Here is a 14110-nt window from a genome sequence, read left to right as displayed (position 1 = left end):
GTATCCGGATCCATCGAATGGTGGAGACGGGTGTCAGCCCGTCGCCCGATCCGCGCAGGAGCTCGGGGGAATGGACTGGACGCATGCTTCGCACACTGCGCTCCCTTCCCCTCCGGCTCACGTCCCGGCGGGGCGCATGGGTTGCCCTCGTCATCGCTTCCCTGGCGCTCGTCGCTCTTCTCGGAACGCTGGGGAGGGCCTCTCTCCCCGCGGGGAACGATGTCGCTCCTCCTGATTCGGAATCCTCCCGTGCCGCCGCGCTCGCGGCGGACTTCCCTGATGCCGACGAGCAGACCGTGCTCGTGGTCGCCGCCCGCGATGATGGGGCCCGGTTGACATCGGAAGAGACAGCGGCGATCGCCGCGCTCACCGCTGACATCGAGTCGGAGACCGGGGTGTCTCCGCGCGAGCCGATCGCCAGCGAGGACGGCAGGGCCGCTGTCATCCCGGTGACACTCGTCCTGCCGGATGATGACGCGGCTGCGGAGGTGGTGCACGGCCTGCGCGACCGCCTCGCGGAGCATCCGATCGAGGGGGTGTCCGTGCAGGTCACCGGTGGCCCCGCCTTCGGGGTGGATGTCGCGTCGGCGTTCGACGGCGCCGACTTCACACTGTTGATGGTGACGCTCGGAATCGTGGCGCTGCTGCTCATCGTCACGTATCGCTCGCCGGTGCTGTGGCTGATCCCGCTGGTGGTCGTCGCTCTCGCCGACCAGCTCGCGAACAAGGCCACCGCAGCTGTCGGGACCGCGCTGGGGCTGCAGTTCGACTCCGGCATCGTGAGCGTCCTCGTCTTCGGCGCGGGCACGAACTACGCGCTTCTGCTGATCTCCCGCTATCGCGAGGAACTCGCCCGGGACACCGACCACCGCCGGGCGCTCGTCGCTGCCTGGCGCGGCGCCGCACCGGCGATCGTGGCCTCGAACCTGACCGTCGTGCTCGCGCTCTCGACTCTCGCCCTGGCGCTGATCCCCGGCACTCGGGGGCTCGGCATCGCGTCAGCGGTGGGACTCCTCATCGCGCTCGCCGCGGTGCTGCTGGTGCTGCCGCCCGCGCTTGCGGTCTGCGGACGCGGGGTCTTCTGGCCCTTCGCCCCGCGTGTGGGCGATGCTGCGACGACCGGACGCTTCTGGGGTCCTGTCGCGCGTCGGGTGTCCCGCCGCCCCTGGGTCCCGCTGATCGGTGGTCTGGCGTTGCTCGGCGTGCTCGCGGGCGGTCTCGCCGGAGCATCCGTCGGACTCACGCAGGTGGAGAAGTTCCGTGTGGAATCCGAATCCGCGGCGGGGCTGACGGTGCTCGGGGAGCACTTCCCCGCCGGTGAGGCGCAGCCGATGGCGATCATCGCCGACACGGGTGAGATCGCTGCGGTGAGTGCTGCCGTGGAGAACGTCGACGGCATCCTCCGGGTGACCTCGGCGGGGGAGAGCAGCGACGGCAGGCTCACCCGTCTGCTCGTCGTCGGTGAGCCTGCGCCCGGCACCACCGAGAGCCTCGATCTGGTTCAGGCGGTGCGCGATGCCGTGGCGACGGTGCCGCACGCCGATGCCCTGGTGGGCGGCCCCGTCGCTGCGGATCTGGATGCGCGGCAGGGCAACCTGCGCGACGTGCTTCTGCTCGTCCCGCTCGTGCTCGGGGTGAGCCTGCTGGTGCTGATCGTGTTGCTGCGAGCGCTGATCGCGCCTCTTCTGCTCCTCGCGGTGAACATGCTCAGCGCGCTGGCCGCGATCGGTGCGGGGACCTGGGCGAGTCGAGTGCTGTTCGGATGGGATTCCCTCGATCTGCAGGTCCCGTTGCTGTCGTTCCTGTTCCTGGTCGCACTCGGCATCGACTACACGATCTTCCTCGTCCATCGTGCGCGGGCAGAGGCCCACCGGCTCGGCACGCGCGAGGGGATGGTCGCCGCGGTGACGGCGACCGGAGGGGTCATCACCAGTGCGGGCGTCGTGCTCGCGGCCGTGTTCGCCGCGCTCGGTCTGCTGCCGCTGGTGACGCTGGGGCAGATCGGCCTCATCGTCGGGATCGGGGTGATCGTCGACACCTTCGTCGTCCGCACGCTCGTCGTGCCCGCTCTGTTCGCGATCGTCGGCGATCGGATGTGGTGGCCGGCGAAGAGCATCCGACGTCGTGCCGATCCGCGTGGCATGGCGACGAGCAGAGGAGAATACGAGGATGCCGCAGTCGCCGCCTCCGCAGACGCGGGCTGAATCGCACGGCCGCATCGATCCGACCGTCGCGCATCGCTCCCCGCGCACGTGGGCGAGCCTGGTCGGATCGATCCGCGTCGGGCAGGCCGTCATCACCGCCGTGCTCGTGGTGATCGGGGCGGCGCGGGCGGCATCCGACGGCATCCCTCTTCCGGTCGTGGTCGCCGTCTCGCTCGTCTTCGCCGGGTGGTACGGCGGAGGGCTGCTGCTGAGTGAACGCACCGACGATCGACGCCTCGCGACCTGGTGGTTGCTCGGGCTGACCGCGATCTGGCTCGGAGCGGTCGCACTCTCGCCGGAGTTCGTCTGGCTCGCCTTCTCGCTGTGGCTGCTCGCCGGTTTCGTGATGCGGATGCGCTGGGCGGTGCCGCTCAGTGCGGTGATCCTCGCGGTGGTCATCACCGCCCCGCTGCTGCACACCGGCGTGACGAGCTATGCGAATGTGATCGGGCCTCTGGTGGGCGGAGTCTTCGCACTCGGGATATCGCGCGGGTATCTCGAGCTGGTGCGTGACGGGCGCGAACGGCGACGCCTGATCGCGTCGCTCGTCGCGACACAGGAGGAGATGGCAGCGTTGCAGGATGAGCTCGCGCGCACGCAGCGTGAATCCGGGGCGAGCGCGGAGCGCACGCGAGTGTCGCGCGACATCCACGACACCGTGGCGCAGAGTCTGTCTTCCATCGGGATGCTGGCGCGTTCGGCCGTCGAGCTGAGCGGAGACTCCCCGGCGAGGAAGACGCTCGAGCAGATCGGGGCGCTCGCCACGGAGGGGATGGCCGATGCCCGGCGCATCGTGAACGCGCTCATGCCCGCCGAGCTCGAGGCGACCGCTCTCGGCGATGCGCTCGGGAGGATGCTCGAACGGCTGACCGATGAGACGGGGATCGAGACGACCCTGCACGCGGACGAGCAGCTGCCGTCGTTGGGGCTCGACGCCGAGGTCGCGCTGCTGCGCACGGCGCAGTCGGCGCTGGCGAACGTGCGGTCCCATGCGGGCGCATCGCGGGTGGTCGTCACGCTGGCCGATGCCGGGGAGACGGTCCGGCTCGACATCGTCGATGACGGGAGGGGCTTCGACGCCACCCGATGGGCCGCACACGGTGGCCTCGGATCGGATGGCGGCGGCTATGGACTGCGCTCGATGCGGGCGCGGCTGCGCGAGCTCGGCGGGGGACTCGATGTCGAGAGCGCTCCGGGTGACGGGACCGCGCTTTCGGCGCATCTCCCGCTCGGCGGTATCCCGACCGTGCGGGCCGTTGCGGACGGAGACAGGGAATGACCGCGCTGACCGTGCTGCTCGTCGACGACCATCCGATCGTCCGCGCGGGCGTGCGCTCGTTGTTCGACCGGCGTGACGACATCGACGTGGTCGGTGAAGCCGCCTCGGGCGAGGAGGCCATCGCGCTGGCCCGACACCTGCACCCCGACGTCGTCCTGTGCGACCTGCGCCTGGGCGAGGGGATGAACGGGGTGCAGACGACCGCGGCGCTGCGTGCGCAGGACCCGGCTCCCGCCGTCATCATCCTCACGACGTTCGACAGGGATGCGGAGATACTGGGGGCGATCGAGGCCGGAGCGGCGGGATATCTGCTGAAGGACATCGCTCCGGAAGACATCGTCCGCGCGATCCGGCAGGCCGCCGCGGGAGGGCTCGTGCTGACACCGGAACTGAGTGAACGGGTCGTGCAGGTCATGCGGGCGCCGCGGGTGCGGCTCACCGAGCGCGAGCTCGATGTGCTGCGCCTGCTCGACACCGGGTCGTCGAACCGCGAGATCGCGAAGACCCTCTTCGTCACCGAGGCGACGGTCAAGACGCACCTGGTGCACGTGTTCGAGAAGCTGGGTGCCGACAGTCGCGCCCGCGCGCTCGCCATCGCCCGTGAGTCCGGTCTGATCTGAGTGCAGCGGCCCGGCCGCATCCGCATCTCCACCGTTCGATGGATCCCGGATCTGCCCGCGACGCCGAGGCTGGAATCAGATCGAAAGGAATCTGATGCGCAGACTGTTCTACGCCGCGTTCGCCTCCATGGTGGCCGGGGTCGCCTCCGGACTCTTCTACCGGGAGTTCACCAAGCTCAACGACTTCCCCGAGGGGGCTTCGACGCAGCTGGGCCTGGTGCACACGCACCTGCTCGTGCTCGGGTTCGTCGTGCTGCTGATCGTGCTGCTGCTCGAGAAGCAGTTCGCGCTGTCGCAGAGCCGCCTGTTCGGCTGGTTCTTCTGGACCTACATCGCCGGTCTCGTACTGACCTCCGCGATGATGGTCTGGCACGGGTGCCTCACGGTGCTCGGCCTGGAGTCGTCGAAGATGATCGCCGGTATTGCGGGGCTCGGCCACATACTCCTCACCGCCGGGATGATCCTGCTCTTCCTCGCCCTGCGCACGCGCCTGGTCGCCTCAGCCCCGGCCGCAGCCCCCGCCGTCGTCGTCTGATCGCCTCCGTTCGCTCCGATCGCGGAGAGGCACCTTCCCGTGGGGAGAGGGTGCCTCTCCGCATCCGGAAGGCCCAGCCTGGAAACCAATGGATGACAGGGACCGAATCGATTCGATAGGCTTGGTGCCTTCCCCCGATCCGCACTCCAGTCCTGCGAGCTCCTCCTCATGGCCACCTCCCTCACCACGGGCCGCCCGTGGCGTGTCATCCTTGCCTTCTCCATCCCACTCCTGCTCGGCAACGTGGTGCAGCAGCTGTACCAGTTCGCCGACGCCATCGTCGTGGGGCGCCACCTCGGTGTGGATTCGCTGGCCGCGGTCGGCGCGACCGGCGCGTTGCTCTTCCTCCTGCTCGGCTTCGCCTGGGGACTGACCAGCGGATTCGCGATCCCGATCGCGCAGGCGTTCGGCGCGCGCGATGACGATGCGGTGCGCCGCTCGGTCGCGACCGGCGTCGTGCTCAGCGGCATCACGAGCGTCGTGCTCATGGTCGGTGCGCCGCTGATCGCCGAGCCGCTCCTTGCCCTGCTGCAGACGCCTCCTGAGCTCATGGCCGAGGCCACCGTCTTCACGCAGATCAGCTTCCTCGGCGCCGGCGCGACGATGTTCTTCAACTACCTCTCGGCGATCATCCGTGCGATCGGCGATTCGCGCACCCCGCTGGTGTTCCTGACGGTGTCGTGCGCACTGAACGTCGGACTCGTGGTGCTCATGGTCGGCCCGCTGGAGTGGGGCGTCGGCGGTGCCGCCCTCGCCACGGTGATCGCGCAGGCCGTGTCGGTGGTGCTGTGCCTGGAGTTCGTGCGTCGCCGGCTCCCGATGCTGCACCTGCGCCGCGCGGACTGGCGCATCACCCGCGCGGACTTCGCCGAGCACCTGCGCCTCGGACTGCCCATGGGCTTCCAGGCGTCGATCATCGCGATCGGCACGCTCACCGTGCAGGTGGCGCTGAACACCCAGGGTGCAGACGCGGTCGCCGCCTACACGACGGGATCGCGCGTCGACAGCCTCGCGGTCGCACTGCTCTCCTCGCTCGGCCTCGCGGTCTCGATGTATGCGGCACAGAACCATGGTGGACGCCGGCCCGATCGCATCCGTCGAGGTGTGGTCGAGGCGACGTGGATGGCGATCATCGCGGGCGTCGTGCTCGGTGGTCTGCTCATCGCCTTCGGGGCTCCGATGGTGCGTCTGTTCATCGGCGAGGGGTCCGATGACGTCGTCGAGCTCGCACACCTCATGCTGATCGTGAACGGATGCGGCTACTGGGCGCTCGGCATGCTCTTCGTGCTCCGCGGTGCACTGCAGGGTCTCGGCCACACACTGGTGCCGACGGTCACCGGAGTGATCGAGCTCGTGATGCGCGTGGGCGCGGCCGTGGTGCTCGGCGCGATCTACGGCTTCACCGGCGTCGCGCTCAGCAATCCGCTGGCGTGGGTGGGGGCGATCGTGCTGCTGGTGCCCGCATACGTGCGCGCGCACCGGGCGCTCGGACGCATGCCCGTGGATCCGATCGATGCGACCGAGACCTCGGCGATCGCGATCGTGGGGCCGACCGACGGTTCGATGGTCGTCGATGCCGTGATCACGCAGTCCGTGCCGGTCATCCGCACGTCACGCCTGCGGCGTCTGGCGCTCACCCGGCCGAAACGCGGCGCCCGCCGCTGACGCCGTCAACAGGGTGTGCGGAAAAGATCCTCCTGCAGGATGATGCGTGTCGCACCTGAGACGGATGGCTTATCCCGGACACTTTCATAGTGTGAAGTATGCGGATGTTCCGCAGACCGGGGGGTCATCATGACGACATTGAGAGTGGCCAACGAATTGGCCGCAGTGTTGGTGCCGATCGGCGTCATCGGAGCCGTGCTGGCGGCACTGTGCGCGATCGTTGCGGGAATCGCGATCATGCGAGGGGCCGGGGGGCTCATCGGCGGCGCTGTGGGGATGTGGATCCCGTTCGCGCTGCTGAGTTTCACCGCATCGTTCGCGAATCAGTGGCTGCCGCTGATCGCTTCGGGGGCCGCGCTCGCCGCGATGCTGGTGCTCGGGAGCGTGGTGCGTGCGATCGTGAACGTCGCCGACGGTGGACGCCCGTCGCGGCGACCCGTCACTGCACCGGTGGCCGTCACGTCGCCGCTCGTGTCGTCGGCGAAGTCGTCTCCGGTGACGTCGGCGATCCCGGTCGTCTCGACGCCCTGAGAGCTCCCGCTTTCGGTTCACAACTCCTCAAGGACACAGGCCTCGGCGCTGGTCGGGCCGCGTTCCCGGGCTCCGGACGACCCCGTCCGCTGATTCTTGAGGAGTTGTGAACGAGGACACGAGAGAGCCCCGCAGGAGCATGTCCTGCGGGGCTCTCCGTGCGTCACACCGCGCAGGCCGGATTCAGCGCGGTGAAGCTGAACGGGCCGACCCAGATGTTCTGGTTCGGTCGATCGCCCACGGCGCGCCCCGAGTTGTTGGCGACGAAGGTGAGATCGAACGCGCTGACCGCCGGAGCCGTGACGGTGACATTGCCGGCGGCGCTGGTGGGGATGACTTCGACGTTCGGCGAGCCGGTGAAGGGGCGCCACGGGTTGGCGCTGGTCCCCTGACCCCGGATCCAGTCGGTGTTGTAGGTGCCGGTGCCCTCCGACACGTAGACGCGCTCCGCGCCGCCGAGGCCGTCCACCGCTTGGAAACCGTCGATGTCCTTGATCTTGTACGACAGGGTGTCGACCGTGGCGGGAGCGCCGTCGAGCGCGAAGCTGAACGTCACCCGTTCACCGCCGCCGATGTTCCGGAGGTCGGCCGTGTCGAGCGACAGTCGCACGCTGGGCTGGGCCTCCCCGCCTTGCGTGCCGGAATCCAGAACGAAGTTGTTCGTGGAGTTGATGGTCATGTTCGTGGCACCGTTGGGCACGGCCGTCAGCGTCAGCGTGAAGTCCTTGCCGTCGCCGAACAGATTGGCCCAGGTGAACACCGCCGACGTGGCACTCAGGCGCGTGTATGTCGCGGTGGTCGTGCTGATGGCTGCGGTGCACAACAACGATGCCGCGGCGATCGGTGTGGATACGGCGGCGGCGATCACGGGCAACGACCACGCCGCGCCCTGAACAACGGTTCTGCGAGACAGGCCGCCCTCCGGCACTGCTGCGTCTTTCTTCTTCATCGGATCAAACTCCCCTTCGATTCGGACGAATATCGTCTTCACAGGGGTAATGAGTCGGGGGGAACCCGGAAGTGACGCAGCGTGCGGCAGAAAAGTTGTGAGCGCGGTCAGCGGTAGTCGCGGTCGCGGTGCTGGCCCGCGTCGTCGCCGGACTCCACTCGAGCAGCCTCGCGGGCGCGCAGTTCGACCCGACGGATCTTGCCCGAGATGGTCTTCGGCAGTTCGGGCACGAACTCGATGATCCGCACCCACAGATGCGACGACAGGCGGTCGTGGGCATACGTGAAGATCGCGCGGGCGGCGTCGGCGTCGTCGGCGGTGGCATCCGGATGCAGGCACACGTAGGCCTTCGGCACCGAGAGGCGTGTGGGGTCCGGGCTCGGGATGACGGCCGCCTCGATCACGAGCTCGTGCTCGAGCAGCACGGACTCGAGCTCGAACGGTGAGATCTTGTAGTCGGATGCCTTGAACACGTCGTCGGCGCGGCCGATGTAGGTCAGATAGCCGTCGGCGTCGCGCGCGGCGATGTCGCCGGTGTGGTGGTAGCCGCCGACGCGGGACTCCGCTGTCTTCTCGGGGTCGTCGTAGTACCCCGCCATGAGGCCGAGGGGTGCGCCGGTGAGGTCGAGCGCGATCTCGCCCTCGCCCTCTCCGTCGATGACGGCTCCGGTGACCGGGTCGAGCAGCACCACGGGATAGCCGGGCAGTGGGTGGCCCATCGAGCCGACCTTCACGGTCTGCCCAGGGGAGTTTCCGATGCACGCGGTCATCTCGGTCTGGCCGAACCCGTCGCGGATCGTGCCGCCCCACGCGTCACGCACGCGGTCGATGACCTCGGGGTTGAGCGGCTCGCCCGCGCCCACGAGTTCGCGCGGCGGGTGGGTGAGGTGGGCGAGGTCGGCCTGGATCAGCATCCGCCAGACGGTCGGCGGGGCGCAGAACGTCGAGACGTGGTGCGTGTCCATGACCTGCATGAGCGTGTTCGCGTCGAAGCGGTCGTAGTTGTAGACGAACACGGTCGCCTCGGCGAGGAACGGGGAGTAGAAGCTCGACCAGGCGTGCTTGGCCCACCCGGGGGAGGAGATGTTGAGGTGCACGTCGTCGGGTCGCACACCGAGCCACCACATGGTCGACAGGTGTCCGACCGGATAGGAGACGTGCGTGTGCTGCACGAGCTTGGGGCGGCTCGTCGTGCCGGAGGTGAAGTAGAGCAGCGCGGTGTCGGTCGCGGGGGTCGGACCATCGGGGTCGAAGGCTCTCGGGGCGCTCGCCGAGTCGGTGAAGCGTGCCCATCCGGAGGGGATGCCGTCGCCGACGCCGACGCGCAGGATGCCGTCGTCGATGCCCGCCAGCCGGTCGCTCAGCGACCCCAGCGTCACGACGGAGCGGGCGCGGCCGTGCTCGATGCGGTAGGCGAGATCGGATGCTGAGAGCAGGGTCGAGGTCGGGATCGACACCGCGCCGATCTTCGTGATCGCGAGCATGACCTCCCACAGTTCGATCGTGTTGCCGAGCATCACGATCACGTGATCGCCACGGCGGATGCCGAGGCCGGTCAGCCAGGCGGCGACCTGGTCGGAGCGCGCGGAGAGCTCGCCGTAGGTCCAGGCCTGCAGGCTGAGGTCGGCCGACACGATCTGCACGGCAGGACGGTCGGGGTTCTCAGCGGCGACGACGTCGAACCACTCGAGCGCGAAGTTGAACTCGTCGACCTGCGGCCATGCGAATCCGGCGCGTGCCGCGTCGTAGTCGGTCGCGTTCGCGAACAGGAAGTCGCGCATCTCACGGATGGTCTGCGTGGCGGCGGTGGCACTGCGGCTCATGATGCTCCCTTGCTGGCGTGCAGTCCATCCTCCCGCACGTAGCGGGGGAGGAGGCCGACGCCATCGCGCAGCTCGAACACCAGCTGCGTCTCGGTGCCGCGCACGACAGAGTGCACCGTGATGTGCTCGAGCACGATGTCGCGCAGCGCCGTGGCATCCTGCACCGCGACGTGCACGAGGAAGTCGTCGACCCCGGCGACATGGAACACCTGCAGCACGCGCGGGATGCTCGCGAGCGCGTCGAACAGCGCGGTGACCTTCTGCCCGGTGTGGTTGGCGAGGCGCACCTTGATGATCGCCTGCAGCGGGAAGCCGACGGCGGCCTCATCGAGACGGATGCGGGTGTCGCGGATGATGCCGCGCTCGCGCAGCGACCTCACGCGGTGCGCGCAGGTCGATTCGGCGAGGTTCAGGCGGTGCGCGAGCGCCTTGTTCGTGATGTCCGCGTCGTGGGTGAGGACGGCCAGGAGCTCGAGGTCGATCTCGTCGAGCGGTGTGCCTTGCGCTTTCGCCAATGTCATCCCTCCTCGGATGCCGAATCCTGCTCAGAATAGCGAGAATCACGATTTCTCTGGCGGATGCTGTCGATTCTCTGCGTTGAAACCGGGATTCCGGCAACGTGGAGGCATGACTGCACCGCTGCATCCTGACACCGTCGCCGTGCACAGCGGCCGCTCCGACCTCGAGGGTCTGGGGGTCCACGCGCTGCCGATCGACCTGTCGACCACCAATCCGCTGCCGGACATCGAGCGCGGAGGCGACTCGTACGAGGCGATGGCGACCGGTGGGCGACCGCCGGCAGACGGCAGCATGGTCTACGCACGGCTGTGGAACCCGACCGTCGCCCGGTTCGAGGAGGCGCTCGCCGAGCTCGAGCACGCCGAGGCGTCGGTCGCGTTCGCGTCGGGGATGGCGGCGATGACCGCGGTGATCCTCGCGCACACCGGTGCGACCGGGCTGCGGCACGTGGTGGCCGTCCGCCCGCTCTACGGGGGCACCGATCACCTCCTGGGTTCTGGTCTGCTCGGCGTCGAGACGACCTACTGCCACCCGGACGAGGTTGCGGCCAGCATCCGCCCCGACACCGGACTGGTCGTGCTGGAGACGCCGGCCAACCCCACGCTCGAGCTCGCCGACATCGCGGACGTCGTGCGCCAGGCCGGCGCGGTGCCCGTGGTCGTCGACAACACCTTCGCGACCCCGGTGCTGCAGAACCCGATCGATCTGGGTGCGGCGATGTCGCTGCACAGCGCCACCAAGTACCTGGGAGGACACGGCGACGTGATCGCGGGCGTGGTCGCGTGCAGCGAGCAGACCGCCGAGGCGTTGCGCCGGGTGCGGGCGGTGACGGGTGGGCTGCTGCATCCGCTCGGCGCCTACCTGCTGCACCGGGGCCTCACCACGCTGCCGGTGCGGATGCGCCAGCAGCAGGAGAACGCGCGCCGGGTCGTGCAGTGGCTGATCGACAGGCCCGAGGTCGCCGAGGTGTTCTATCCGGGACTCGACGGCGATCCGCACGGCATCCTCGCGCGGCAGATGCGCGGGACCGGCGCGATGATCGCGATGCGGATGCAGGGCGGGTACGCCGCGGCATCCGCTGTCACGACGGCGACGACGCTGTTCACGCACGCCGTGTCGCTGGGAGGCGTGGATTCGCTGATCCAGCATCCGGCGGCGCTCACCCACCGGCCGGTGCCGCCCGAGGCGCGACCGGCCGCTGACGTGCTGCGCCTCTCGATCGGCCTCGAGAACGTCGACGACCTGATCGACGACCTTGCGCAGGCGTTCGCGACGTTGCCCGCGGTCGTGGGCACCCCGATGCCGGAAGGGGCTGTTCGCGTCTGAGTGCCGGTTCGGCGGTCTTGTTGCTCCCTGCAGACCTCGCCTAGGGTCGTGACCGTGCCCCACCAGCCTTTCGCCGACCTGCGCGTAGCCGGGCGGCCATCGCTTTCCCATGTCGACCTCGTGGAGCTCGACGGCCTCCGCTTCTCAGACGGACTCGGTTTCCCGCCGTCGTACCGGGGATACATTCGTCACGCGGGCTGGGCGCGTCTCGTCGGACTGTGGTTGATCTACCCGCCGGTGCTCGCCGGCTGGGCTGATGGTCTGTCCGGGCGCGGCGGCGTGCTGACGCGGCGGTTCCGCGAGGCCTATGAGGACGGCCGTGTCGAGGAGTTCGATTGGATGGTCGAGCCGGACGGTTCGTGGGAGCTCGTCGCCTCCCTCGAAGTCTTCGGGTGGAGCGAGAACGGCGACTACCTGCTGTGGGATACGTCCTCACGCACGCCAGACGGTGAGTTCCCCGTCTGGGTGTCATGGGGCGGCGACGCGCTTCACCGCGCGGGTGCGGATCTCCGCGAGGCCCTCCTCATGATCTGCGGTCGCGTTGCGGGCCGGACGAGCGCATCCGGGGACGAACTGCACCCGCTGGAGCCGTCGCCTCTGTGACGGGCCGCTCGACGACGCGCCGATTCCGCGTCAGCCGGGGAGGCGGATGGTGCCCGTCGCCAGGCGCTCGGTGGGCATGCGGTCACGGTTGTAGGTGATGTCGCTGTAGCCGTGCGGGGTGGGCACGCCATCCTCGTCGAGGCTCACGAAGACGATCTTCTCGATCGTGAGGATGCGCTTGCGCGTGATCATGTTGCGCGCCACCGCGCGCATCGTGAGCGAGGTGTTGCCGAAGTGCGTGGCCTGCAGGCCGATCTCGATCAGGTCGCCCTGCACCGCAGACGCCTCGAAGTTGATCTCGGAGATGTGCTTGGTGACCGCGCGGTAGTTGCCCAGCTGCACGATCGCGTAGATCGCCGCCTCCTCGTCGATCCACTTCAGCAGACTGCCGCCGAACAGCGATCCGTTCGCGTTGAGATCCTCGGGGCGCACCCACTTGCGGGTGCGGAAGTTGAGTCCGTCTTCCGACCACGCCGGTGCCTTCTGCTTCGCCATGTGCCCGAGCGTAGGAGCGTCGTGAGTCCGCGGTGTTACGACGAGTTTTCGCGGAGGTGCGCGGGTGGTGCGGGGTGCGGGTTGCGGGGTGCGCGGGTGCGGCGTGCGGGGTGCGGGGTGCGGCGTGCGGGGTGCGCTGCGCGAACTGCAGGACCGATGGCGACGTGCAGGATGACACGCCGAGCATCCGTCCTGCACGTGGCGAACGGTCCTGCACGTCGCGGGGGCGAGGAGGGGCAGGGGCCGGCATCCGTCTGCTGCGGGCAGAGCAGCCCAGGGCAGAATCGGGCGCGCAGACCAGCGAGGCGGCGGATGCTGAGGGCATGACTGAAGACAACCCCATCCCGCAGTTCGGGCCCGAGGCCCGCCGCGCGCTGTTCCACGAGCGGGTGCTCGTGCTCGACGGCGCCCTCGACGACGACAACGGCACGCTGCTCATGACGCAGCTGCTCACGCTGTCGGCCGAGGATCCAGCCACCGACATCGCGCTCTGGATTCACTCGCCCGGCGGCTCCGTGCCGTCGATGCTCGCGATCCGCGACATCATGCGACTGATCCCGAACGACGTCGCCACCCTCGCGCTCGGGCTCGCGTGCAGCGCGGGGCAGTTTCTGCTGTCGGCCGGCACGCACGACAAGCGTCGGGCGCTGCCGCACGCCCGCATCCTGATGCACCAGGGGTCGGCGGGCATCGGCGGCTCCGCCGGCGAGATCGAGACCCAGGCCGATGATCTGCGCCACATGCGCGACACGGTGCTCGGGCTCATCGCCGCCGACACCGGACAGCCTGTCGAGCGCATCTTCGAGGACTCGCTGCACGACCGCTGGTACACCGCGGTCCAGGCGCAGGACTACGGGTTCATCGACGGGATCGTCTCCTCGATCGACGAGGTCATGCCGCGCAGGCGCGCCCGCGTCGGACTGGGGGTCGGGGCATGAGCGGCTACACGATCCCGAACGTGATCGCGCAGCATCCGCGCGGGGAACGCATCATGGACGTGTACTCGCACCTGCTCGCCGAACGGGTCATCTACCTGGGCACCGGCATCGACGCGGGGGTCGCGAACGCGCTGATCGCGCAGCTGCTGCACCTCGACGCCGACAGCCCCGAGGCCGGCATCCAGTTCTACATCAACAGCGAAGGCGGAGATCCCGGGGCCGCGCTGGCGATCTACGACACCCTGCAGCACATCCGTCCGCGCGTCGCGACGACGTGTGTCGGACAGGCGATCGGACCCGCGGCACTGCTGGTCGCGGCCGGAGCGCCGGGGGAGCGGGCGGCGCTCGCCCACGCGCGGATCGTGCTGCACCAGCCGGCCGGTCAGTCGCGCGGCGCGATCCCCGACCTGATCCTCGCGGCCGACGAGGTGGTACGGGTGCGCAGCGACATGGAGGAGATCCTCGCCAGGCACAGCGGACGCACGGTGGTCGAGCTGCGTGCCGACACCGACCGGGACCGGGTGTTCACGGCCTCGGCGGCGCGCGAGTACGGGTTGATCGACACGGTGCTCGGCGCGCGCAGGGACTGACTCCTGGCCTTTCGACGACCTGCCGCGCGCGAC

General features: G+C 69.1%; 14 protein-coding genes. 10 read left to right on the top strand and 4 right to left on the bottom strand.

Annotation, left to right across the window (positions count from 1 at the left end):
• The first annotated feature begins 83 nt into the window (after positions 1-83).
• The 6 genes from MRBLWO12_RS14760 (at position 84) to MRBLWO12_RS14735 (ending at position 6834) form a co-directional block, all read left to right on the top strand.
• Entirely contained in the window at positions 84-2204 is a 2121-nt protein-coding gene (locus MRBLWO12_RS14760; protein ID WP_363556754.1) for an MMPL family transporter, read from the top strand.
• Entirely contained in the window at positions 2170-3483 is a 1314-nt protein-coding gene (locus tag MRBLWO12_RS14755; RefSeq protein ID WP_363556752.1) for a sensor histidine kinase, read from the top strand. Before MRBLWO12_RS14760 ends, MRBLWO12_RS14755 begins: the two co-directional genes overlap by 35 nt.
• Entirely contained in the window at positions 3480-4103 is a 624-nt protein-coding gene (locus tag MRBLWO12_RS14750; protein WP_363556750.1) for a response regulator transcription factor, read from the top strand. The genes MRBLWO12_RS14755 and MRBLWO12_RS14750 overlap by 4 nt, the downstream gene beginning before the upstream one ends.
• Before the next feature lie 94 nt (positions 4104-4197).
• Positions 4198-4638 (top strand): DUF2871 domain-containing protein, encoded by a 441-nt coding sequence (locus tag MRBLWO12_RS14745; protein WP_363556748.1) that lies wholly within the window; start codon positions 4198-4200, stop codon positions 4636-4638.
• Positions 4639-4806: 168 nt separating this feature from the next.
• Positions 4807-6303, top strand: coding sequence for an MATE family efflux transporter (locus MRBLWO12_RS14740; protein WP_363556746.1), 1497 nt, complete (start codon positions 4807-4809; stop codon positions 6301-6303).
• A gap of 129 nt (positions 6304-6432) precedes the next feature.
• A complete protein-coding gene (locus MRBLWO12_RS14735) occupies positions 6433-6834 on the top strand; it encodes a hypothetical protein (RefSeq protein ID WP_363556744.1) in 402 nt (133 codons plus the stop codon).
• A gap of 163 nt (positions 6835-6997) precedes the next feature.
• Here the strand turns inward: MRBLWO12_RS14735 and MRBLWO12_RS14730 are convergent, their stop codons facing one another.
• From MRBLWO12_RS14730 to MRBLWO12_RS14720, 3 genes are all read right to left on the bottom strand, one after another.
• Entirely contained in the window at positions 6998-7783 is a 786-nt protein-coding gene (locus MRBLWO12_RS14730; RefSeq protein WP_363556742.1) for a hypothetical protein, read from the bottom strand.
• 107 nt (positions 7784-7890) lie between these two features.
• Entirely contained in the window at positions 7891-9606 is a 1716-nt protein-coding gene (locus MRBLWO12_RS14725) for an AMP-binding protein (protein ID WP_363556740.1), read from the bottom strand.
• Positions 9603-10127: an Lrp/AsnC family transcriptional regulator gene (locus MRBLWO12_RS14720; RefSeq protein WP_363556738.1), complete on the bottom strand. Its 525-nt coding sequence runs from the start codon at positions 10125-10127 to the stop codon at positions 9603-9605. The genes MRBLWO12_RS14725 and MRBLWO12_RS14720 overlap by 4 nt, the downstream gene beginning before the upstream one ends.
• A 106-nt stretch (positions 10128-10233) precedes the next feature.
• Here MRBLWO12_RS14720 and MRBLWO12_RS14715 point away from each other — a divergent pair, with 106 nt between their 5' ends.
• Together MRBLWO12_RS14715 and MRBLWO12_RS14710 are read left to right on the top strand one after the other, a co-directional pair.
• The gene (locus MRBLWO12_RS14715) at positions 10234-11451 is read left to right on the top strand and encodes a trans-sulfuration enzyme family protein (RefSeq protein WP_363556736.1); all 1218 of its coding nucleotides are present in this window, start codon (positions 10234-10236) and stop codon (positions 11449-11451) included.
• 48 nt (positions 11452-11499) lie between these two features.
• Positions 11500-12054, top strand: coding sequence for a hypothetical protein (locus MRBLWO12_RS14710; RefSeq protein WP_363556734.1), 555 nt, complete (start codon positions 11500-11502; stop codon positions 12052-12054).
• Positions 12055-12084: 30 nt separating this feature from the next.
• Here the strand turns inward: MRBLWO12_RS14710 and MRBLWO12_RS14705 are convergent, their stop codons facing one another.
• Positions 12085-12549 (bottom strand): acyl-CoA thioesterase, encoded by a 465-nt coding sequence (locus MRBLWO12_RS14705; RefSeq protein ID WP_247628300.1) that lies wholly within the window; start codon positions 12547-12549, stop codon positions 12085-12087.
• A gap of 323 nt (positions 12550-12872) precedes the next feature.
• On the opposite strand from MRBLWO12_RS14705, the gene MRBLWO12_RS14700 reads away from it, so the two are divergent.
• Together MRBLWO12_RS14700 and MRBLWO12_RS14695 are read left to right on the top strand one after the other, a co-directional pair.
• Positions 12873-13487, top strand: coding sequence for a ClpP family protease (locus tag MRBLWO12_RS14700; RefSeq protein WP_363556732.1), 615 nt, complete (start codon positions 12873-12875; stop codon positions 13485-13487).
• Positions 13484-14077 carry a ClpP family protease gene (locus MRBLWO12_RS14695; protein WP_363556730.1) on the top strand — a complete coding sequence of 198 codons (594 nt, stop codon included), beginning with the start codon at positions 13484-13486 and terminating at the stop codon, positions 14075-14077. The genes MRBLWO12_RS14700 and MRBLWO12_RS14695 overlap by 4 nt, the downstream gene beginning before the upstream one ends.
• Positions 14078-14110: the final 33 nt, after the last annotated feature.

It is taken from the genome of Microbacterium sp. LWO12-1.2 (assembly GCF_040675875.1).
GTDB lineage: Bacteria > Actinomycetota > Actinomycetes > Actinomycetales > Microbacteriaceae > Microbacterium.
Note: the sequence above shows the minus strand (reverse complement) of the source record. Positions and strands in the feature narration are given on the sequence as shown.